Annotated in this window: 22 protein-coding genes; 16 read left to right on the top strand and 6 right to left on the bottom strand. The window is 39.9% G+C overall.

Annotation, left to right across the window (positions count from 1 at the left end; genetic code table 11):
• The first annotated feature begins 281 nt into the window (after window positions 1-281).
• Window positions 282-1,850 (top strand): APC family permease, encoded by a 1,569-nt coding sequence (locus IE337_RS04860; RefSeq protein ID WP_243185609.1) that lies wholly within the window; start codon window positions 282-284, stop codon window positions 1,848-1,850.
• Between the two features lie 81 nt (window positions 1,851-1,931).
• Here the strand turns inward: IE337_RS04860 and IE337_RS04855 are convergent, their stop codons facing one another.
• The 3 genes from IE337_RS04855 to IE337_RS04845 all read right to left on the bottom strand — a co-directional run bounded on the left by IE337_RS04855 (window position 1,932) and on the right by IE337_RS04845 (window position 4,348).
• Entirely contained in the window at window positions 1,932-2,465 is a 534-nt protein-coding gene (locus tag IE337_RS04855) for a TetR/AcrR family transcriptional regulator (protein ID WP_057743944.1), read from the bottom strand.
• Between the two features lie 144 nt (window positions 2,466-2,609).
• Window positions 2,610-3,284: an ABC transporter ATP-binding protein gene (locus IE337_RS04850; protein WP_191136008.1), complete on the bottom strand. Its 675-nt coding sequence runs from the start codon at window positions 3,282-3,284 to the stop codon at window positions 2,610-2,612.
• Between the two features lie 2 nt (window positions 3,285-3,286).
• A complete protein-coding gene (locus IE337_RS04845; RefSeq protein WP_191136007.1) occupies window positions 3,287-4,348 on the bottom strand; it encodes an ABC transporter permease in 1,062 nt (353 codons plus the stop codon).
• A 222-nt stretch (window positions 4,349-4,570) separates the two neighbouring features.
• Here IE337_RS04845 and IE337_RS04840 point away from each other — a divergent pair, with 222 nt between their 5' ends.
• From IE337_RS04840 to IE337_RS04805, 9 genes are all read left to right on the top strand, one after another.
• Window positions 4,571-5,518, top strand: a complete 948-nt coding sequence (locus IE337_RS04840; protein ID WP_191136006.1) for an ATP-binding cassette domain-containing protein — start codon at window positions 4,571-4,573, stop codon at window positions 5,516-5,518.
• A 12-nt stretch (window positions 5,519-5,530) separates the two neighbouring features.
• Window positions 5,531-7,051 (top strand): ABC transporter permease/substrate-binding protein, encoded by a 1,521-nt coding sequence (locus IE337_RS04835; RefSeq protein ID WP_191136005.1) that lies wholly within the window; start codon window positions 5,531-5,533, stop codon window positions 7,049-7,051.
• Between the two features lie 73 nt (window positions 7,052-7,124).
• Window positions 7,125-7,724 carry an alkaline shock response membrane anchor protein AmaP gene (gene amaP / locus IE337_RS04830; RefSeq protein ID WP_191136004.1) on the top strand — a complete coding sequence of 200 codons (600 nt, stop codon included), beginning with the start codon at window positions 7,125-7,127 and terminating at the stop codon, window positions 7,722-7,724.
• Window positions 7,725-7,742: 18 nt separating this feature from the next.
• A complete protein-coding gene (locus tag IE337_RS04825) occupies window positions 7,743-7,937 on the top strand; it encodes a DUF2273 domain-containing protein (protein ID WP_057743926.1) in 195 nt (64 codons plus the stop codon).
• A gap of 26 nt (window positions 7,938-7,963) precedes the next feature.
• The gene (locus tag IE337_RS04820) at window positions 7,964-8,467 is read left to right on the top strand and encodes an Asp23/Gls24 family envelope stress response protein (protein WP_057743923.1); all 504 of its coding nucleotides are present in this window, start codon (window positions 7,964-7,966) and stop codon (window positions 8,465-8,467) included.
• A 104-nt stretch (window positions 8,468-8,571) separates the two neighbouring features.
• Window positions 8,572-8,760, top strand: coding sequence for a hypothetical protein (locus IE337_RS07935; protein WP_341480675.1), 189 nt, complete (start codon window positions 8,572-8,574; stop codon window positions 8,758-8,760).
• Window positions 8,741-9,904 (top strand): dihydrolipoyl dehydrogenase family protein, encoded by a 1,164-nt coding sequence (locus IE337_RS04815; RefSeq protein ID WP_341480674.1) that lies wholly within the window; start codon window positions 8,741-8,743, stop codon window positions 9,902-9,904. Before IE337_RS07935 ends, IE337_RS04815 begins: the two co-directional genes overlap by 20 nt.
• A 229-nt stretch (window positions 9,905-10,133) precedes the next feature.
• Window positions 10,134-10,712, top strand: coding sequence for a RodZ family helix-turn-helix domain-containing protein (locus tag IE337_RS04810; RefSeq protein WP_191136003.1), 579 nt, complete (start codon window positions 10,134-10,136; stop codon window positions 10,710-10,712).
• A gap of 60 nt (window positions 10,713-10,772) precedes the next feature.
• Entirely contained in the window at window positions 10,773-11,582 is an 810-nt protein-coding gene (locus tag IE337_RS04805; protein WP_191136002.1) for a methylenetetrahydrofolate reductase, read from the top strand.
• Window positions 11,583-11,640: 58 nt separating this feature from the next.
• Here IE337_RS04805 and IE337_RS04800 read toward each other — a convergent pair whose 3' ends face one another.
• Window positions 11,641-12,996 (bottom strand): amino acid permease, encoded by a 1,356-nt coding sequence (locus IE337_RS04800; RefSeq protein WP_191136001.1) that lies wholly within the window; start codon window positions 12,994-12,996, stop codon window positions 11,641-11,643.
• 179 nt (window positions 12,997-13,175) lie between these two features.
• Here IE337_RS04800 and map point away from each other — a divergent pair, with 179 nt between their 5' ends.
• The 6 genes from map to IE337_RS04770 all read left to right on the top strand — a co-directional run bounded on the left by map (window position 13,176) and on the right by IE337_RS04770 (window position 17,960).
• Complete coding sequence (map, locus tag IE337_RS04795; RefSeq protein WP_057743909.1) at window positions 13,176-13,967, top strand: type I methionyl aminopeptidase; 792 nt, start codon at window positions 13,176-13,178, stop codon at window positions 13,965-13,967.
• Between the two features lie 51 nt (window positions 13,968-14,018).
• Complete coding sequence (locus IE337_RS04790) at window positions 14,019-14,258, top strand: hypothetical protein (RefSeq protein WP_057743907.1); 240 nt, start codon at window positions 14,019-14,021, stop codon at window positions 14,256-14,258.
• The gene (locus IE337_RS04785) at window positions 14,258-14,641 is read left to right on the top strand and encodes a type II toxin-antitoxin system PemK/MazF family toxin (RefSeq protein WP_191136000.1); all 384 of its coding nucleotides are present in this window, start codon (window positions 14,258-14,260) and stop codon (window positions 14,639-14,641) included. Before IE337_RS04790 ends, IE337_RS04785 begins: the two co-directional genes overlap by 1 nt.
• A 153-nt stretch (window positions 14,642-14,794) precedes the next feature.
• Entirely contained in the window at window positions 14,795-15,940 is a 1,146-nt protein-coding gene (locus tag IE337_RS04780) for a hypothetical protein (RefSeq protein WP_191135999.1), read from the top strand.
• A 182-nt stretch (window positions 15,941-16,122) separates the two neighbouring features.
• Entirely contained in the window at window positions 16,123-17,766 is a 1,644-nt protein-coding gene (gene ade, locus IE337_RS04775) for an adenine deaminase (RefSeq protein ID WP_191135998.1), read from the top strand.
• 14 nt (window positions 17,767-17,780) lie between these two features.
• Window positions 17,781-17,960, top strand: a complete 180-nt coding sequence (locus IE337_RS04770; RefSeq protein ID WP_191135997.1) for a hypothetical protein — start codon at window positions 17,781-17,783, stop codon at window positions 17,958-17,960.
• Window positions 17,961-18,037: 77 nt separating this feature from the next.
• On the opposite strand, the gene IE337_RS04765 is transcribed toward IE337_RS04770, so the two are convergent.
• The gene (locus tag IE337_RS04765; RefSeq protein ID WP_191135996.1) at window positions 18,038-19,987 is read right to left on the bottom strand and encodes a hypothetical protein; all 1,950 of its coding nucleotides are present in this window, start codon (window positions 19,985-19,987) and stop codon (window positions 18,038-18,040) included.
• 287 nt (window positions 19,988-20,274) lie between these two features.
• A complete protein-coding gene (locus IE337_RS04760; protein ID WP_191135995.1) occupies window positions 20,275-21,480 on the bottom strand; it encodes an MFS transporter in 1,206 nt (401 codons plus the stop codon).
• Window positions 21,481-21,597 lie beyond the last annotated feature (117 nt).

The raw sequence follows: 21,597 nt of genomic DNA, 5'->3' as shown, positions 1-21,597 counted from the left end.
CGGACGCATGCAACTTTTTAAAATGGTATTCACGAAAATTAAACGGGGGTTAAAATAGCTTTTCGGAAATACAAAATAAATACTTATGAAAATGAATTGGATTTGAATAATATTTTATTTTGACGCTTTAATTTGAATTGGTTGGTTCTTTTTGTTAAAATAGATAGCTATACGGATAAGGAAATCACTAAACGCTGTTTTAAGCGTGTCATTTCGATACAATTCGAAGGGAGTTTTATTTCGTCATGGAAAAGAAAAAAATGGGTCTCTTTCAGATCGTCATGCTTAGTCTTGGCGCTTTGATCGGATCGGGTTGGCTATTCGGTTCTTGGGAAGCAACCAAGGTTGCCGGACCAGCTGCCATCATTTCATGGGTGATTGGTGCCGTTGTCATTGGTGCTATTGCTTATAATTATGTTGAATTGGGAACAATGTTTCCACAATCTGGGGGGATGAGTAAGTATGCTCAGATTACCCATGGATCATTACTTGGTTTCGTCGCAGCTTGGGCAAACTGGGTGTCACTAATTGCTTTGATTCCGATTGAATCAATTGCGGCTGTTCAATACATGAGCTCATGGCCTTGGAGTTGGGCAACTTGGACACACAGCTTTTTCTCAAATGGTCAGTTGTCATTAACTGGATATGTTGCTGTCGGTTTCTTCATTCTTGTGTTTACCTTGTTGAATTACTGGTCAGTTGATTTGTTAACACGTTTCACTAGTTTTATTTCAATCTTCAAGATTGGAATTCCAGCATTGGTTATCGTGATGTTTACATTGAGTGCCTTCCATCCTGGAAATTATGGTCATTCAATTCATGAATTCATGCCATATGGAACTGCGCCAATTTTTGCCGCAACAACGGTTGCCGGAATTATCTTTTCATTTAATGCCTTTCAAACGGTGATTAACATGGGAAGTGAAATTAAGAAGCCTGAACGTAATATTGGATTAGGGATTGCCATTTCATTGGGAATTGCTACAGTTATTTACTTGCTTTTGCAAAGCACGTACATTACGTCAATTGATCCATCTGTGATTGCAAAGTATGGTTGGCACGGAATTAACTTCCAATCACCATTTGCTGATTTAGCGATGATGCTTGGTTTGTACTGGTTGTCAGTTTTGCTATATATGGATGCCTTTGTTTCACCATTTGGAACTGGCGTTTCATTCGCAGCGACAGCAAGTCGTACATTGGCTGCAATGGTTTCAAATAACCATATGCCAAAGTTCTTAGGTAAGTTAGATAACCACTATGGGACACCACGGATGGCTATGGTCGTAAATGCGGTCTTGAGTATGCTCTTGGTTGTCATTTTCCCTTCATGGACGGCACTAGCTAGTGTGATTTCGACATCAACATTGATTGCTTACTTGACTGGACCTGTTTCAGTTATGAGTTTGCGTAAAATGGGGCCTGATTTGAAGCGTCCATTTAAGGGTAAGTTAATGCCATTTATGGCACCAGTTGCCTTTGTCTTGGCTTCATTAGCGACTTACTGGGCAATGTTCCCAACAACGCTTGAAGTTATTGTCGTGATCGCATTGGGATTGCCATTCTACTTCTTCTACGAAAAGCGCCTTGGTTTCCCAAATACTAAGAATGCATTCCGCAGTAGTCGTTGGATGTTGGTATATCTTGTGTTTATCTCAGTTATTTCATTCCTTGGTTCTAAGGAGTTTAACGGGTTGAACTGGTTCCATTATCCATGGGACTTTGTTGTGGTGATTGTTGGTTCATTGTTGTTCTATGTTTGGGGTGTTCGCACGTCATTCAAAGGACGTTACTTCAATGAAGCCGTTACATTAAACGACACAGTTGTAACTGACGATTCAGAAAATTAAAATTAAACGCAAACACCCCCTGTTCCGTTTGGAACAGGGGGTGTTTTTCTTTTTTAGATAATGACCTGTAACTGAGTTGATTTATGACTCTTGGTCATGAATCCAAATACTTAATTGGCGTAATGATTGCAAAATATCATCAGCATGGTCGGGAAAGGCGAAACGTTCTTGAATCAAGGAATGCGTACTAATCATCGCTAACCAATTGCGAACTGTTTGGTCGGTTGCTGTTGGTTCTAAAGTGGGAATCGCTTGCCGCGGAGAAAGTTCTGGTGCGTGTGTCCGAAGCAGCGTTTCATTAATTTGGAAATACTTATCTAGAAAATCATAATAGGGGTTATGCGGCAAATTTTCGATGAATGCAATGGTCCCTGCAAGCGGGTCAGCATTGCGGAAGTGGTGTACATTTTGTAGAATCTCAGTAAGCGTCCAATGGTAGGCATCGTAAAGATTCGAGAAATAAGTATAAAATGATCCACGCGAAATACCAGCCTTTTTGACAATTCGGGCAACTTGCGCTTGATCGAGGGTATAATTTGAAAATTCTTCAATGAGAACCCGCTTTAAGCGATCCTTCTTTTCTGGTTTTAGTTTTTCAAATGTTGGTGATACCATAAGACACACTCCTTATGTAATTGATGTGACAAACTGTCAGTAAGTTAAGTTTGCACCAAAAGTGACGTAGTGTCAACAACGGGGGGTTCATAATTTAAAAGGATAGCTATGAAAAAAGCTGGTTCAATGCTGAACCAGCTTTTTTTATTTGACTTGCGTTAATTCACCATCTACTAGTTCATAAATATGATCAGCAAATTCTTTCAATCGAATATCATGCGTAACTGTCACCACGGATTTATTTTGTTGGTGGGCAATACTCTGTAATAGTTGACCAACTTGAATGACTCGCTCGCTGTCCAATGCTGCAGTTGGTTCATCAGCTAAAATAATGCTGGGATTGGCGTATAGTGCGCGAGCAATTGCGACACGCTGGGCTTGGCCACCAGATAATTCGCTCGGATATTGGTGTAGTAATTTTTCAATACCGAGTTGTTTGATAACTTGTTCAAAATCCGCCTCATCTAAGTTGTCTTGTTTTTTAACATGATCTACCAATGTGAATTGATCCGAAACGGTTAAATAGGGAACTAAATTATATGATTGTAAAACGAAACCAATTTCATTTAGTCGGAAGGTTTCGCGCTGGTGTTGCGTGAGGTTTTTAATATTCTGATTGTTTACGACCATGTCACCGGTCGTGGGTGTTTGTAACCCACCTAAAATAGTGAGCAGGGTACTTTTTCCAGAACCGGATGGTCCTAAAATTAAAGTGAGGTCGCCAGGGGCTGTCTCAAATGAAACGTCTTTTAAAGCATATACTTTGTTTTGTCCAGAGCCAAAGGTCTTATTAATGTGTTTAAGCGCTAATGTTGTCATGATTACCCTCCAATTACTGTGACAGGATCAATTTTTGTGATGACCCACATCGGAATGAATGAGCCTAATAAACCAGTTCCAAGAATGCCACCGGCAACACCTAGCATTAACGGAAGGTCAAAGTATACTGGGACACTGTTGGGCATGAAAAACGCCGACACGGCTGTTAGCACAGCACCAAAGCCAATGGCTAATATCATAATCAATAATGTTTCATTAAATGTATTTTGAACGAGATATCGGTTTGGAATGCCTTGTGCGCGTAAGACGGCTAAGTTCGGTAACTTTTGAATCGTTAAGATATACAAGAAAATTGTGACCACGATGAGTGAAATTAAAATCAAAAAGACAATCATGAAAATAAAGGTTATTTTTTGTGCGGTATAACCAGGCAGATTGTCTAGGTAACTTTGACGGTCATAAACCTTTAATCGTTTATCATTTGTCTTAAGCGATGCTGATGATTTTGAAATTAAGCCACTGGCTTTGAAAGTTGGATTGATTCCTTTAATTGGTGACCAGTTTTTAAGATTGCCATAGACAACGGGTGCCATATTATATAGCGCATCCGGTGTAACGCCGCTCACCGTATATTCTGTGTTATCAAGGCCAATTCGAATCTTATCATTCACTTTGTATTGCGAAAGCTTATCAGAAATAATCACTTCGTTTTGATGTTTTGGTTGATGACCTTTTGAAAGTTTGAGATTTTGAGCAATATATTCATCTGAATTGATACCGATAAATTGGACCGCATCGCGATCGGATTTATGGGTTTTACTGATATTTGTTGGTGTAATGCCGACAATTGCTGTCTGTTTATTTTGTGTTTGTGCTGCTAATTCGGATTCAGTCATCACAGACTGACCCATGTTACCGTTAGCATCTTTATTCATTAAGGCGCTTTTGGTATGCCAACTATCAATAGCGGCGGTGTTTTGGTGCGCCAAGCCTAAGGCAAGGGCGCTAATAATAAAAATTAAAAAGGCAATTAAGCCAATGACGGTAATGATGAGTCCGTAGCGTAATTTTTCATATTTCATTTCATGCCAAGCTAAAAACATAAATATACCTCGATTTTTTTGATATTAAACGATTTATCGGCCATTAGTACGACAAAGGTTTAGTTGTGAGTTGTATGCACATCAGATATACGAGTTAGTAATGACGATGTGTCATTAACAGTATTTTGCCTGATAGTTGACATGGTGTCAATGTTGAATTTTGGCATGCCCGTAAAATTAAGTTATAATGTAGCCATAATTTATAGAAATTAGGTGAGCATCATGGAGCATGAAGCTGCGCAAGAAAAGCCAATCATACAATTTAATCAAATCACAAAAAAATTTGGTTCGACAAATGCGGTTCAAAAATTGACTTTATCGATTGAAAGAGGTGCTTTTTTTGTTCTAGTTGGGGCAAGTGGCAGTGGCAAAACAACAACTTTAAAGATGATTAACCGGCTTATTTTACCCACAACGGGCAGCCTTGTTTTTAATGGTGAAAATATTGCCAATCTACCTTTGAATACGTACCGGCACCGCATTGGATACGTTCTCCAGAATAGCGCGCTCTTTCCAAATATGACGGTACTTGAAAATGCAGCGGTGACAATGAATGCTCAGGGAATCAAAACAAAACTTGCCCGACCAAAGATTGAGCAACTATTGCGCGAAGTCGGACTGAATCCTGACAAATATGCGAAACGAATGCCACATGAGTTATCTGGTGGGGAGCAACAACGTGTTGGTATTGTTCGGGCACTGGCGGCTGAACCCGAAGTTATTTTGATGGATGAACCCTTTAGTGCGCTCGATCCAATTTCACGCAAGCAACTACAAGAATTGGTATTGGATTTACATAAAAATAGGCAGACAACGATTGTTTTTGTAACTCATGATATGGATGAAGCGATTCGGTTGGGAACTCGTATTGGCGTGATGCAAGATGGACGCCTGCTTCAAGTTGATTCACCCAAAAACATCATGCAACACCCAAAAAATGCACAAGTAGCGGAGTTGTTTAAGACACAACAAACAAAAACGGTTGCCGATATGGTTGCCTTAGGATTTTATCATGTTAACGCGCAACAATTGGGACCGTTTGTATCAGAAGAAGCGGCGTTATCAGAATTGGCAAAAGCGTTATTAAATGCACCAACCCAGATAGTGCAAATTAATCAACAGATTAGCATCTCCCAAACTGATTATTTACGATATATGGCGCAATTATAGAAAGGGTTGGCTATGCAAAAAATAATACAAATGATGCAAACCAATGGTCAGTCTGTTCTGAGTGCGTTGGGAACGCATATCTGGATATCTCTCATTTCAGTAATAATCGCAGCATGTCTGGCCATTCCGTTAGCGATTATGCTGATGAATCATCGTAAATTAGGTGAGGGGATGTTACAGCTTACAGGGATAGTTCAAACGATTCCGAGCCTGGCAATTTTAGGATTATTAATTCCGATTGTCGGAATTGGAACAGTGCCGGCGATAATTGCATTGGTCTTGTATGCGCTCATGCCGATCTTTCAAAATACGTATGCTGGATTAACGCATCTGGACGCAGAACTATTAGAAGCCGCTGAGGCATTTGGTTTATCGTGGTGGTATAAATTATGGCGAATCAGATTACCATTGGCATTACCGCTTATTTTTACAGGATTACGGATTGCGACAGTGATGGTAATTGGAACGGCAACACTGGCAGCTTTAATTGGTGGTGGTGGATTAGGAACCTTCATTATGCAGGGAATCCAGAACAATGATAATACTGAGTTATTAATTGGGGCTGGTTTATCGGCCGTGTTGGCCGTTGTTTTTTCGATCGGCCTACAATTTTTAAGTCGATTTTCAATAAAATATCTCGTAATGCTTACAAGTTGCCTTGTCATAGCTGGTCTAGGGTATGGCAGTTATCATTATTATCAAACACAACAGCATCAAAAAATTATCATAGCTGGGAAACTGGGTAGTGAACCGGAAATTCTAATGAATATGTATAAGGAACTGATCGAAGCTGACAATCCGAAATTAGAAGTTGAACTAAAGCCGAACTTTGGGAATACAACATTTTTATATCGAGCACTTAAAAATGACCAAATTGATATATATCCTGAATTTACAGGGACCGTATTGCAAAGTATCCACCCACAAAAACTCGTCAGTCATCAACCTAAACAGGTCTATCAACAAGCTCGGAAGGTCTTAAAAAACGAAGATCAATTGGATTATTTACAACCTATGGCTTATGAAAATAGCTATGCTTTGGCTGTTGATCAAGCGACGGCCCAGCGATATCAACTCAAAACAGTTTCGGATTTAGCGCACGTCAGTCCCCAGCTTGCGGCAGCTTTTGAAAGTGATTTTTATAATCAATCTGATGGTTATCCAGGCATTAAGAAGGCGTATAACTTGCAGTTTAAAAATGTTAAAAGTGTACAACCTAGTCTGCGGTATGAAGCTTTAAAAAATAAGCAGGTGCAAGTTGTCGATGCCTATACAACTGATCCGCAAGTAAAAGCGCAAAACTTAGTTGTCTTAAAAGACGACCGACATTTTTTTCCACCATACCAAGGCGCGCCACTTGTTCGACCGGCGGTTTTACGTGACTATCCCGAAATTCAAGCAAGTTTAAATCAATTAAAAGGGCATATTTCTGAGTCAGATATGATTAAAATGAATTATCAAGTAGCAATTGAACATCAGCAAGCAAGTACCGTCGCACAGAATTTCTTACAGAAAAATGGATTTATAAAATAAATGTGCATTAGACGTTAATTAGAATTGAAATGATTTATGAAATCATGTATCATGTTTGGCAGGAGGTGATGTTGTGAAAAGAAGTAAGAAGTTAGGCTATTTATTGTTTTACCTAATCTTGATGTTGCTCTTTGGAACATTGATTTTTACGTACTATAAGGTTGCACCAGCAAACTTTAATTTTACTGGCAAGACGTATGAAGAAATTCATCGCTTCATTATGACCAATGAATATTGGCGTCTCTTTAGTTTTTGGGCGGCAGTTGTCTTGGGCGTAATCTCAGTTCTTGGGTTTATTATTGTTTTGTTCTACCCACGTCAAGTGGATGCGTATGTTTTTAAAGATAAAAACAGTCAATTACGTATTAGTCGTAAGGCACTTTTGGGATTTGTCACGGCTAGTTTAGAAGATCAAACATTTGTAAATAATCCAAAGATCAAGATTAACATTCGTCGTAAGAAGATTAAGGTTCAGGTGCGAGGCGAATTAAATAATTCAGCGTCAAACGTTGCTGAAATTGAGCAAATGTGGGCAGATCAATTAACACAGGATTTGACTAATTTGATTGGTTTGAAGCAAAAGAAGACTGTTCGTGTTAATCTTGCTACAAGTAAGAAGAGTAAAAAATCAGATGTTGCCGTAGATGGATCAAAGAAATCTAGAGTAATATAAGATAAGAGGAGTCAGACAATGGATACATTAAAAGATATTTGGGCAGCTTATAAGTGGCCAATTCTTGGTGGAGCCGCTGGATTAGTTCTAGCAGTTCTTTTCCTTGAATTTGGTTTCTGGAAGACCCTATTGGTCGTTATTTTGACTGGAGTTGGAATCGGTGGTGGGTTATACCTACAAGATTCTGGATTCTTTAGCAAAGATACTAAGTAAACACGATTTATCTGGAGGATAAAAATATGACAGACACAAAGACAAACACACCCGCAAAGACAAACGAAATTTCAGGAAAGTTAACTTTTGATGACAAGGTTATCCAAAAGATTATTGGTATTTCATTGGATAAGGTTGATGGTTTGCTAAATGTTGATGGCGGATTCTTCTCAAACATCGCAGATAAGCTTGTTAACACTGATAAGACAACAGCTGGTATCAACACTGAAGTTGGTGAAAAGCAAGTTGCAGCCGACATGCAAATCGTTGTTGAATACGGTAAGGATGTTCGTGGTATCTACAACGAAATGAAGGACTTGGTTGCCAAGAACTTGAAGGAAATGACTGGTTTGGATTTGGTTGAATTCAACGTTGAAGTCATTGATATTAAGTCAAAGGCGCAATACGAAGCTGACAGCCAATCATTGCAAGATAAGGTAACTAGTGCAACTAAGAAGTCTGATGATGATAAGTCAAAGGATTCTAAGGACGCCAAGGATGCAAAGGATGCAGAACCTCGCGTGCAATAGTTAAAAAAAGACTGACTCCGGTCAGTCTTTTTTTTATGCTAAACTTAATTTAAGTCAGTTTTGGTAGAATTAATGCATTGAATAGAAAGAGAAGGACACTTTAAATGGCATTTGATTATGATGTTTTGTATATCGGAAGTGGGCAAGCCACATGGAATGGAGCAGTACCATTGGCCAAACAAGGGCTAAAATTAGCTGTGGCTGAAGAAGCTTTATTTGGAGGTGTGTGTTCTAATTATGGCTGTAACGCCAAAATTGTGCTAGATCACCCCGTTGAATGCCCGTCAAGTTGAAGCCATGCAAGATCGTGGCGTCGAAGGTTCAATTTTCATTAATTGGTCAGATTTAATGGCCCACAAACATGAATTAATTGATCCTCAATCACATCATAATGAAGTACGTTTAACTAAGGAAGGGATTACTGTATTTAAAGGTCATGCTGACTTTGTTGATGCCCATACTGTGTCAATTAATGGCAAGATGGTGACTGCTGACAAAATTGTGATTGCAACTGGTCAACGACCTCATCGCTTAGATATGCCAGGCTCAGAATTTGTACATGATTCAACTGATTTCTTATCTATTGCTGATATGCCAGAACATGTGACGATTTTTGGTGGTGGATATATTGCAATGGAATTTGCGACAATTGCCAATGCGGCAGGAGCCAAGGTTGATATTATCACGCACTCAGATAAATACCTACGTTCATTTCCACAACAATACGTAACACGAGTTGTTGCTGACTTAAAGCGCCGTGGTGTACGCTTTATTCCAAATCAAACCATTGAATCAGTTGAAGAAACGGTGGATGGGTTCCAAGTTAAGGGACAAAATGATTTGTTGTTGGAGACGGATTACATTATTGATGCAACAGGACGCCAACCTAATCATGACTATTTGAATTTGGAAGCGGCAGGTGTGGAGTCTACTGATCGTGGTATTCCAGTTAATGATCATTTACAAACAAATGTTGCCAATATTTATGCCGCTGGAGATGTGGTTGATCATGCATTACCAAAGACAACACCAGTTGCTGCTTTCGATTCTCGTTATCTCGCATCACAATTCTCTGGTGAATCAACTGAACCAATTGATTATCCTGCCATTTCGACAGTAGTCTTTACTTCACCACGCATCACGCAAGTGGGTGTTTCAGTGGCAGAAGCCGAAGCTAATCCGGAAAAGTATCAAATCACAAATGTTGACTACCAAAGTGATTGGTTCCGCCAAGTAGGAAACGAAACGGAAGCGTACTTGACTTTGATTTTCAATCAAGAGCATGTGTTAGTCGGTGCTGCAGAAATGAGTCATGAAGCGGTAAACAGTATGAATACATTTGTTCCAATGATTGAAATGGGCTTGACTCAAAAGCAATTGCAACGCTTTATCTATTTATTCCCATCAATTGAATATACTGGTCAACGTCGACTATAATCGATGCGTGTACATCCTGATTGATGTACACGTTTTTATTTTGGTTATGATGCTGATAGAATATGTCGCAAATGTTAACAATTGTTAAATTTGTGACATATTCTAAAATAATTGTTGCGTTTTGTTTCATTCTCGTAATATAATTGACACATAGATAAGCGTTAAACAAAAAAAGAAAACGGGGTTAGAAGTTAAGTCAAAGAAGTTTAAAGTCATCGTAAGTCTTGCTGTGGCATTCCTAGTTGTTGTTGGTAGTGTGGCTGTAATCGGCGCAAATTCAAATCATAAAGAAACAATGGCACAATCTTCTAGCTCCGCACGTCCAGTTGCAAAGCAACGGACACACAAGAAGGTTGTCACAAAGCCTGCTGTTAAAACAACTGCAACTAGGACATCAGTGGATGCTGTTACACCAGCTGAAACCCAAACGGCTGAAGTAACTGAGGTTGCGACAACACAAAACACAAATGAACAAAATCAAACCGAGCCAGTGACATCACAAACTGTGGCACCTGCAGGCCAAGCACAAGCAACATCTGTAAGTACTGCGGCAACTACTCCGGTAACACCACAACCAGCAGTACCGTTTGAAAAGGATGCACAAGGAAACGCATCACAAGCCGTTGTTGATTACGCACAACAGAATGGACTTGATTTAAACGGACTTCAAGTCGGAACGATTGCTTCAGAATCTGGATCAGGTTACGATGTTATGATTCGAGACAAGAAGCTCGCCGAACAAGGTCAAGGCGATGGTGTTTTGAACGAGTATCATGTTGACAAGAATGGTGTTGTGACACCAAAATAAATAGATTCTGTAACTATGGATTCGATGAATCCATAGTTTTTTTATTGGAGATTTAGGATAATGGAAAAAACGATAAAATATTCCCTTGAAATCAGTACACCAGCCACTGTTGGTGAACAGGAAGACCTCATTAGACAGCTTCAAACATTACCAAGTGACGAAATTGAATTTATTGCAATTACACTTGGGGCAGGTGGTAGCATTGAACTGGCCACACCCGTTTTGTCATTCATTCAGTTATTACTAGAGTGCATCAAGGTGCCGATTGTTCCCCATATTACAGGAAGTCACCAAACCCAGGCGCAAGTTCAAGAACTGCTACGAAAGCTTTCAGGTATGGGAATTCAAACCGTCCTTGCAGTTCGGGGTGACGGGGAACCAAACGCTTTTGGGCATGGGGATGACTTGATTCGCTTTATCGAAAAGACGGGGGAATTTGAGGTGCTGGGAGCAGCTTATCCGGAAGGACATCCTGAAGATGATAATTTACAGCAAACCATTCAGACGGTGGAAAGAAAACGCCTGGCGGGGGCCAAGACCTTAATGACGCAGGTGGTAATGGACAACCATCGACTATATCAATTTCAGCAAGCACTGAGAACGGCTCAAGTTTCGATGCCCTTAATCATTGGTATCATGCCTTACGTGCAACGCGAACGTGTCATAAAGATGATTCAGTTAACACAAGTGACACCAAGTCCAGTGGTTCAGGGACTCCTCACGCAAACAGATGTAAATGCGTTTAGATCGGAAGGGTTAGCGCTAACGATTAAGCAAATTGTTGATTTACGAAAACATGGATATTCACATATTCATTTGTTTTGTCAAAATGACATTGCTGTGGTTAGTGAACTTTTTCAGGGGTTGTAAAACCATCTGATACTAAAAAAGCTGAGTATGTTGCATTGGCAACGTACTCAGCTTTTGTTTAGTTATGATCGTTTTTAGCAAATTTTGTAAAGTAAACACCAGCCATAATGGCTAAGAAGACTAATCCAACGGTTAACGAAACACGCGTTTCAGGATTAAAGAACATGAAAGCTAACGTGATTGCTAAGAAAACAATCGTTATATAATTTGACCACGGTGATAATGGCATTTTAAAAGGATGATCCTTTAGTAATTCAGGATGCGCCTTACGAAAACGTAACTGACTCACTAGAATTACAAACCACGGAATCATTCCCGGCAAGGTACTGGAACTATAGACAATCACAAAGGCATTGCCCGAATTTTTGAAGAAAAGGGGTGCAATCGCATTTAAAATCACGCCAATCAAGATGCCTAATGAAATAGCAATGACTGAATAAGCTGGAACACCGTGACGGTTCAATTTCTTATATGCCTTTGGCAATTCGTGTTCATCTGCAAGACGATAAGCCATACGACTAGCACTATAAATACCAGAATTTGTTCCGGATAAGGCTGCTGTCAAAACAACGAAGTTAATAATTGAAGCTGCTGAGGTAATCCCAATTTTGGCAAAAGTTTGCACAAACGGTGAGCCGACACTGCTCAACTGATTCCATGGATAGATACAAAGAATCACGAAAATGGCCCCGACGTAGAAAATCAGAATGCGATAGAGTGTTGAGTGAATCGCTTTCACCAGCGTGTGCTGTGGATCTTCAGCTTCACCGGCAGTGACCCCAATTAACTCAATTCCTTGGTAGGATGTTAAGACGATTGAAAGGGCAAAGATGAACCCTGTGACACCTCCGGTAAAGAAACCATACTTCCACAGATTTGAAAATCCGATGGGCTGACCGTGATTACCGAAACCAAATATAATTACCCCCAAGCCCAAAATAATAAAGAGGACAATGGTTAATACCTTAATCAAAGCAAACCAAAATTCTAATTCCCCAAACATTTTAACTGAGGCAACATTTGCCAGACACAAGAATAGGACGGCGACAACTCCAGGTAACCAACCAGGAAGATGTGGCCACCAGAATTGCATGTATCCACCAATCGCAATCATTTCACTGACACCTACGACGACGTATTGGAAAATATTACTCCAAGCGGTTAGATAGCCCCAAACAGGGTGAATATATTCAGTGGCATATTTAGCAAAAGAACCTGTGTCAGGGTCAACATAGAGCATTTCCCCAAGTGCCCGCATGATTAAGTATAAAAAGGCACCTGCCACAATATAGGCAATTAAGACAGAAGGTCCGGTCCATTTGATTGTCGAAGTAGATCCCATAAAGAGACCGACACCGATGGTACCACCCAAGGCAATCATTTGGACTTGGCGGGCCGATAATTTTCGTTCCATAAAAGACTCCTAGTTGTCCTTGCTGCATTGTTTATTTAACGCAACACATATTTATAATAACCCTGATTATAGCAGACTTTTTGGTGAAAGACATGGCGGAGCAACTAGGCTAGTACAGTATTTTGCGTCAATTTATGTTATAACTATAGTAGAGATTGAAATAGTTTGGAGAAAATAAAATGATTACAATTAAGTCACAACGTGAAATTGATGGGATGGCACGTTCAGGTAAGTTATTAGCTGATATGCATATTGCCCTCCGTAGTTATATCAAGGCCGGTCTTTCAACAATGGATGTTGAAAATTTCTGTCGCAAGTTTATTGAAGATCGTGGTGGTCGTCCAGCCGAATTAGGTTTTGAAGGTTACAAGTATGCAACTTGTGTGGCGGTCGACGAAGAAGTTGCGCATGCCATTCCAAGTAAAAAGCGTATTTTAAAGAATGGTGACCTTGTTAAGGTTGATACGGTCGTTGATTTGGATGGTTACTACTCAGATTCAGCGTGGGCCTATGCCATTGGTGAAGTTTCACCAGAAGTTCAGAACTTAATGGATGTCACGCACAAGGCACTTTACCTTGGCATTGACCAAGCGCAAGTTGGCAATCGTATTGGTGATATTGGTAATGCAATTCAGAGCTATATCGATACAACGGGTTATGGAAATGTGCGCGATTATATTGGACACGGTATCCAACCCACCATGCACGAAGATCCTGCAGTACCGCACTATGGCGTTGCTGGACATGGAACACGTTTGAAGGAAGGGATGACACTGACCATTGAGCCAATGATTAATATGGGTTCATGGGAAGTTAAGCCGCCGCGTGCCGATGATGGTTGGACAGTTGAAACTGCAGATGGTTCATGGTCATGTCAATATGAGCATACATTGGTTGTGACTAAGGATGGTCCTAAGATTTTAACGAGTCAAGACCCTGAATTCGATGCTAAATACCTATTAAATAACTAAACCGATGATCGCCTTGGGGCGGTCTTTTTGGTATCAGGAGGTTGAACGCTTATGCTAAAACGTATTGAAACCGACCAACATGGCCAATTTGTACGTATCCCTGAAGACTATGCACCTAAATCAGGAACAGTGTTAGACGTATCGCAACGCGCTGATGGGGCAATTGTTTTAAAGCCAGTTGACGAAGAGGTAGTTGTGAATGCAGTTCGTTTGGCGGAGTTATTTGAAGATTGGGAAGGTATTTATCAACCTAGTGATGACGAATGGCAAGCAGATGAGGGGGAGGATTAATGAGCGAACGGACTTACCCGAAGCAAGGGCAAATCATTTACATTAATTTTTCACCGGCCGCGGGGCACGAAATTGTTAAGCGACGGCCGGCAGTCGTTGTCAGCAACGATATCCTGATGCAAACATCACATTTTGTTTGGATTGTCCCTATTTCGCATGGTAGTTATGATGGGCCTGAATACCCATTGCATGTTGCGCTAGACGAGCGTACGAAAATATCTGGGACTGTATACACAGAGCAACTTAAGTCTTTTGATTTTATTGCACGTAAATGGCAGTATATTGAAGACATGCCACATAATATATTGACGCAAGTCATCCAGAAACTGCAATTAGCAGTTACGCTACCGCTTGAGCATGATCTGATGAATTCTGAAAAATAAAACATAATCTTGAAAAGCCTATCCAACGCAGTGAAGGGCTTTTTTTGTACTAAATGCACAAATCATTTGTATTATATAGCAAATTGGTTTACCATTGTTTTCTAATTATACTTTCATAATTATTTAATTGTAAACGAATTGGGAGCTGATGGTATGAATGTACACATGGGAAGAAGGATATTTGGAAAACTTAAATATGGAAGCACGATGATTGCGAGTTTTATCTTTAACTTGCTGGATTCACTCCTATATTCTTACGCAACCGCTTATGTTGTGAGTCAAGACATCCCAAATAATTTAATTGTTTTGATGATTGGTGGCGTGGCAGCAATCATCGTATTTATGGCTACGCAGTATCAACTGAAATTTTTACGATTGCCGTTCATAGCGTGGATGATTGCTTTATTCATGGCCATCTTCTATTTTATGATTGTGGATTATAGAGGCATCGCGTCTATCTTGTTTGTAATTTTTATTCAAAAAATTGTTAGTAGTGCCATTAGCACATTGTTAAGCAGTCAGATTCTTGTCGAAGCAAAAGATGTCCAACAAGGATTCATGAATACGGCTACTCTAAATGTATTTACTGTTCTAGTTGGCTTTGCACTTGGCAGTGGGTTGTATGCTTGGCCACCTCAAAAATTTGGCATATTACTAGAGGCGGTTTTAGGCTTGGCTTTCTTATTTATTTTGTGCATGAAGCCTAAATTATTGAATTTAAAATTGGTTACATCACGTGATCGGCATCAATCACATAAAAATCAAAAGCCAATTCGTGAAAAAAAGTATTTTGTTATTCTAGGCATCATGAGCTCTGTCTCAGTCATTTGGATTCCGCAACTTTTAGCGTCCTTTACACAGCAAAGATTGGGGCTATTGTGGTTTCCGTTTGTGATACCTGGGATTGTCACTTTATTATTTTTGACAGTTTTTAAACGATTGCAATTAACCGAACAGTCTGACGGTAGTATTTATTTGCTATATATAGCTGTTATTTTTGTCTTTTTGCTAGCCGATTGGTTGAATATTAGTGCAGTTTTGCTAACAATCGCATTTTCAATTGTTCAGGGATTTAGTCAATTAACGCAAATTTCGATACGCCGTAGTTATATTGAAGAAAATTCCGATATTCCGACAAAAGTGTTGTTACAAACTTTATCCATCAATAATCAGATTTTTTTGGTTTTAATTAGCTTACTTAACTATGCTCATATAAATGTTGGTATATTGACATTAATGATTAATGTTTTAAGTGTTACGTATTTATTTATGAAAAAACAGAAATATCAAGTTAAATAATATGAATTGGAAACTATATTGTTTTAAAGTTCGTCTTTACGGTATGTTTGAAATGAATAATGGGATTTTTTTCGTTGAATCGTTTGCTTAAGCGAACATTTTTCAGAAATAACCTTTTAATTAACTGGTATTTGTTTTATAGTATTTAACAATAGCCAAGTTGATATCTGAAAGGGAAAACCATGTTGCACATTACGAATGCACAAATTTTAAATGTATTTACAGAAGAATTTGAAAAAACCGAACTTTGGATTGAACAAAATGAAATTGTCTTACGTGGGCCAAGTACCCACTTAGTTGCAGATGAAGTCTATGATGCACAGAACCAGTACATTGTTCCGGGGATGATTGATGCCCATATGCATATTGAGAGTAGTTTACTAAGACCGGCCGAGTTGGGACGCCTTTTGGCACAACATGGTGTTACTAGCGCGATAGCTGACCCACATGAGTTAGCTAGTGTTGCTGGAACGGATGGATTGAACTATATGCTGAATGATGCGCGAAAGACGTCGGTGAGATTTTTCTTTATGTTGCCTTCATCAGTACCTGCAACCCCTTTTGAAAGAACGGGTGCAGTATTAGATGCTGCTAGTTTAGCGCCGTTTTACCAAGAGCCAGAAGTGAATGGATTAGCTGAGGTCATGGATTTTCCTGCAGTTGCACAACAACAACCGGATATGCTTCAAAAAATAGCCGATGCTAATGCGCATGGTAGGCACGCAGATGGGCATGCTTCAGGCTTATCACGTGAACAATTGGCGGTGTATCGACAATATGGTATTAAAACCGATCACGAAGCGACAAATGTGCAAGAGGCGCAAGAACGTTTAGACGCAGGGATGGCAGTATTAATTCGTCAAGGAACAGTAGAAGCTGATGAATTGGCACTATTACCGGCGGTTACAACGCTTAATCAACGGGCCTTTAGTTTTGCCACTGATGATAAAAGTGTGCATGATCTTGTGCAAGAAGGTTCTATCGATGAGAATGTTAGAATGGCGATTAAGGCGGGGATGCGACCTGAACAAGCCTTTACGATGGCAAGTTACCACGCTGCTTTAGCGGAAGAATTGCCTCAACTTGGTGCTTTAACCGACGGTTATTTAGCCGATCTTGTGATCTTACCAGATAAAGTAAATGCTGAACCAGCACGGGTAATGATTAATGGGCAATGGGTAGATGGTGGCGCTGTGGCTGCTTCAGTTGATTTCAAAGTACCAGTGCATGTTACTTTAAACACTGACGATTTGGCGCTGCCACTCAAAGCTGACCAGCCGGCACATGTCATCAAAATTATGCCGCACCATATTACCACCGAGCATATCGAGGTACCGGTATCAGTTGAAAATGGGTTCTTTGCAGCTGATGCAACATTTAATAAAATTGCAGTTGCTGAACGTTATCACGATTTAGGCCACGGTGTGGGTGTGATTGAAGGATTAGGGATTAAGCAAGGTGCAATTGGCGCAACAGTTGCACATGATTCTCATAATATGATCCTAGCTGGACATGACGATGCAGCCATGGTGCTCGCTGCAGACACTTTGCGTGAGATGGGTGGCGGACAAGTCGTGGTAATTGATGCCAATCATATCGTGACACTGCCATTACCGATTGGTGGATTGATGTCCGATCAACCATATGAAGTCGTGTATGCCGAGAATCAAAAGTTACAAACAGCTTTTCAACAAATCAGTGATATCATATTTGATCCATTTTTGACCCTATCATTTATGGCTTTACCTGTGATTCCGAGTTTGAAAATAACCGATCAAGGTCTTTTTGATTTTGATCAATTTAAGTTCATTAATATTCAAGATTAAAGGAGGAAAAGGCGATGTCAGAATTTATGATCGGTAGCTCGGTTCAAGTACAAGAGCCAACCAAGTTGCAGACACCAGCTTTGGTTATGGGCTATGATCCAACGAGCGAGCAATACTTAGTTCGCTTCGAAGGGGGCGAACAAGCCCACTATTCAGCCAGCCAATTAAAGAATTGGTGTACGTGTGAGATTTAAAGTAAAAGGGACCCAAGCTTTGGGTCCCTTTTTTTAATAAAAAAAGCCACCCAACATGATATTGGATGGTTTCAAGTTTATTTTTGAATTTTATAAACAAGTGAAGCGTGTGGGTTTGCCTTGTCATTAATCACAAGTGGGTAAGGGGCAAGCTTGTAGTTTTTAGTTGAAACAACATCGGCAAGCTGATCCTTATTTTGATGATTGATGAATGATAGTTGGTAATCACCAGCTGGCAAATGACCTTCATAAATATAGTTAGCTGCAGTTTGTTTCAAAACGTAGCGTTGCTTGGTTTTGAGATTTATAATCTCACCTTCAAACGTTGAACCTTCATGAATTTGAACTGAAACCCGTTTAGCTGGCCCGTTAAGCGTTACTTTCTGGGTCACAACTGAACGTTTAGGTAAGCTGGCTGCACGAGCACCATATTGCGTAGACAGTTGACTACGTTGTGCCGCTACAATTTGTTTCTTAGGATAATAATCACTTAGGAAAGCCGCAGAGGTAAACAAAGCGATGGCTGCAATCGCAGGCATCACATAGCGCCAACGCTTTCCAAATGATTTCTCAGCGAAATGTGGTGCAGGCAGGGCAGCAAGGACAAACATAACCAAAGGTAAGATAATTTGCCCATAGCGTGGCTCTGTTTCCCAAACTAAGCTGTGGAAAGCCATGTATCCAAGTGTTGTAACGATCGCAATTAAGGTGGTCATTTCGGCCTGGCTATTTAGTTTTGGACGCCAAGCCCAGGCACGGACCATGACGTTGGCAAATAACAAGATTGTGCCAACTTGGTAGATGATGCTAACTAAGTAATTTAGGAATTCACTATGCTTAGCTTTCCAAGCCGGTGCCGCTTGTAACCCACCATTGTAGAAGGTATGCGGATTGGCACCGTTTAGGAAAATGCCTAATTTAATAGTCCACTGTTCTAATAAACCAAATGGACCGAGCTCTTGAATACGTTCTTTTGCCACCTTTGTTTCAAAAGTTGCACGTTCTGATTTGGTTGGAATTTGAATTTCGGTCCCGATATCATCACCACTATAAGTTCCGCGAGAATCTTTATTCAGTCCCATTGCAATCCAAGAAACGGTTGGAAGTTCAAACGCTTCATCTTTGGTATAGTTTGTTTCAGAGAAGATGGCTTGTTTAGCAGGAACACTCAATCCAAAACCAACAACGATGAGAACCGTTGGAATCAGAATTTTAACGAGTGATAATGTCTTTTTATAGAAAAGAACAGCGCAAACCATTAAAATTGCAGGAATCAAAACAATAATATTTGGCTTTAATAATTGCCCTAACATCACGGCTAAGACAAGGGTAATACCAGCGGCCCATTGGCGCCATCCGGTGTATTCAGGCCAAAAATAAATAATGCTAAAAATAATTAACAGTAATAGAAGTGACGGTAAGTCTGAATAGAAGACTTGTAAAAAGTAGGTATATGCGAATGGTGTAAAAACCATAAAGGCTAAACCACCGAATAAGATGTGGCGATTTTTATGACTAATTTGATACATGGTCTTAAGCATCAACATAATAAATGTGTCGAGCGTTAAGATTGAGAGAATGTGCAATGACATGTTGGTTGTCAATCCAAATAAATTGGTGAACTTTAACCATACTGATAGCAGGTATGCGATGGTCACGTTATTAGGATAACGCCAGAAATAGGTGCTTTGCCATACTGGATTACCGTGGCTGATTTGATCAGCCTGTGAAAGGACACGATACGGATCGTGATAGACGGTAACAGGTAGATAGTGTAAGACCAAAATTTGGCCAACTAACATGAGTCCCAAAGCGCCGATGATAATCCATTTAACTTGGTGTTTAGTAAGTCGGTCAATTAAGGGTAAAACTGCCTTAATGGCGAACCAAACCAAAACGGTTACGACCAAGATGAATACCGCCTCCAATGGTTGCGGTATCATCGGGTTAATCATGTTGCTAATAATCCCGATTGCTAATGCAATTGAGAGAAAACGGGCAAGTAAAGAATGCTTAAGCGTTTGCATGAGGTGCTCCTTATGGTGAATTATTTTTAGTAAATCAATGTCTAGCATAATGGCGTAAGCTTTTTTACGCACAACTTTGTATTTTATCAATAAATGAAAGTAGGTGTAAAGATTGTCAAAAGCGTCCTGATGCTTGATATAGAGCGAATATTGATATTGAAATAGCTTAAAATAAGTATACGAAAGATATAACTTAAGAACGTATGAGAATTCTAATGAATGGCTGATTATTGTTGAAATTAAAAAAAGGATGCTGAACCCAAGTTCAACATCCTTTTTTATTACGATTAAATTTCTTCACTAACGTCAGGTGTTGTGGCATGACTATTTTTTTGCTTGATAGCATAAAGGATTGACATTACTGCCATAAGGACCATTAAGACCATACCATCTGAAATGATACTACGTGGATCCGTGGCACCTACTAGCTTACCAAGGGTGTTCCAAAATGTGGGCGCAATGAAGGTAGCCACATTGACACCAAGCAAAACGACGGCAGATGCAAGATTAGCTGATCCAATGGGGGCAACATCAGCTGCGAGCGTCAAAAGATAAGGTGCAGCCATTGAAACAAAGAATCCAAAGGCAAGTGCACCGGCAATGACCATTGGTAATTGGTTAGCGGTATAGATGATTAAGATACCTAGGCTACCCCCAATAAAAGCGAGTGGTAAAATCCAAGCCTTTAAGAAACGTTCAATGAATCCATATAAACCACTACCAAACATTTGAGCTAAGCCCATCCCGGCTAAACCTAGCGTTGCCGTGGCCGCGGTACCAAGATTTTCTTCGGTTACCATTGATGGAAGCTTCATACCGATTAAGTTTGGTAAGAGCATTAGAAAGAGAACGGTTCCAGCAATGAAAATAACTTTGATATTGATGGATTCTTTTTGTTTGGGTTGATCATCAGTGATTGGTTCGACAGCTTGACGGTTGTCATTCGGTACAATCAGGAAGAAGAGTGGGATAACAAGGAGAATCAAGCCGTACATCATAAACACGGCATGCCAAGATACAGTGACCAAGGCACCTGCCATTAAACGCATCACTAGGTTACCAATACCAGTCATGGCACTTTGGAGACCCATCATAGTTGATCGTTCCGTACCGGTATAGTAGTAACTGATAATACTGTAAGCTAATGAGTTGTAGATTCCCAATCCAATTCCCAGTCCGATTCTTGAGATGAGAATGAGGTAAAAATTGTTGGTAAAGACTGGGACAATTCCCATGAAACCACTGATACCTAAACCAAGCAAAATCGTTGTTTTAATACCTAACTTGTTCGCGATAAAGGGGCTAATGAGCAGCATAATTAAAACAGATAGGCTTGGTATAGTCATCAAATTTTCAATCCAACCAAGTGACACATTGTTCATGCCTTGGTGCATGACAGGGATGGCACCAGACATGGCACTGGCTGAACCTAGGAAAAGTGAAATCGATAGAATGGTAAATTTAAATAGGGGGCTATGTTTTGAAATTGTCATAAGAGCATCCTCGTATATATTTTTGTAAGCGTTTTCACACTGTCTAATATATCTTATATCAATATAATGTCAAGGATTAAAATTGTGTTTAAAATCTGATACAATAACAATGTAAGC

Source organism: Weissella viridescens (assembly GCF_014789145.1).
In the GTDB taxonomy this organism is placed as follows: Bacteria; Bacillota; Bacilli; order Lactobacillales; family Lactobacillaceae; genus Weissella; species Weissella viridescens.
Note: the sequence above shows the minus strand (reverse complement) of the source record. Positions and strands in the feature narration are given on the sequence as shown.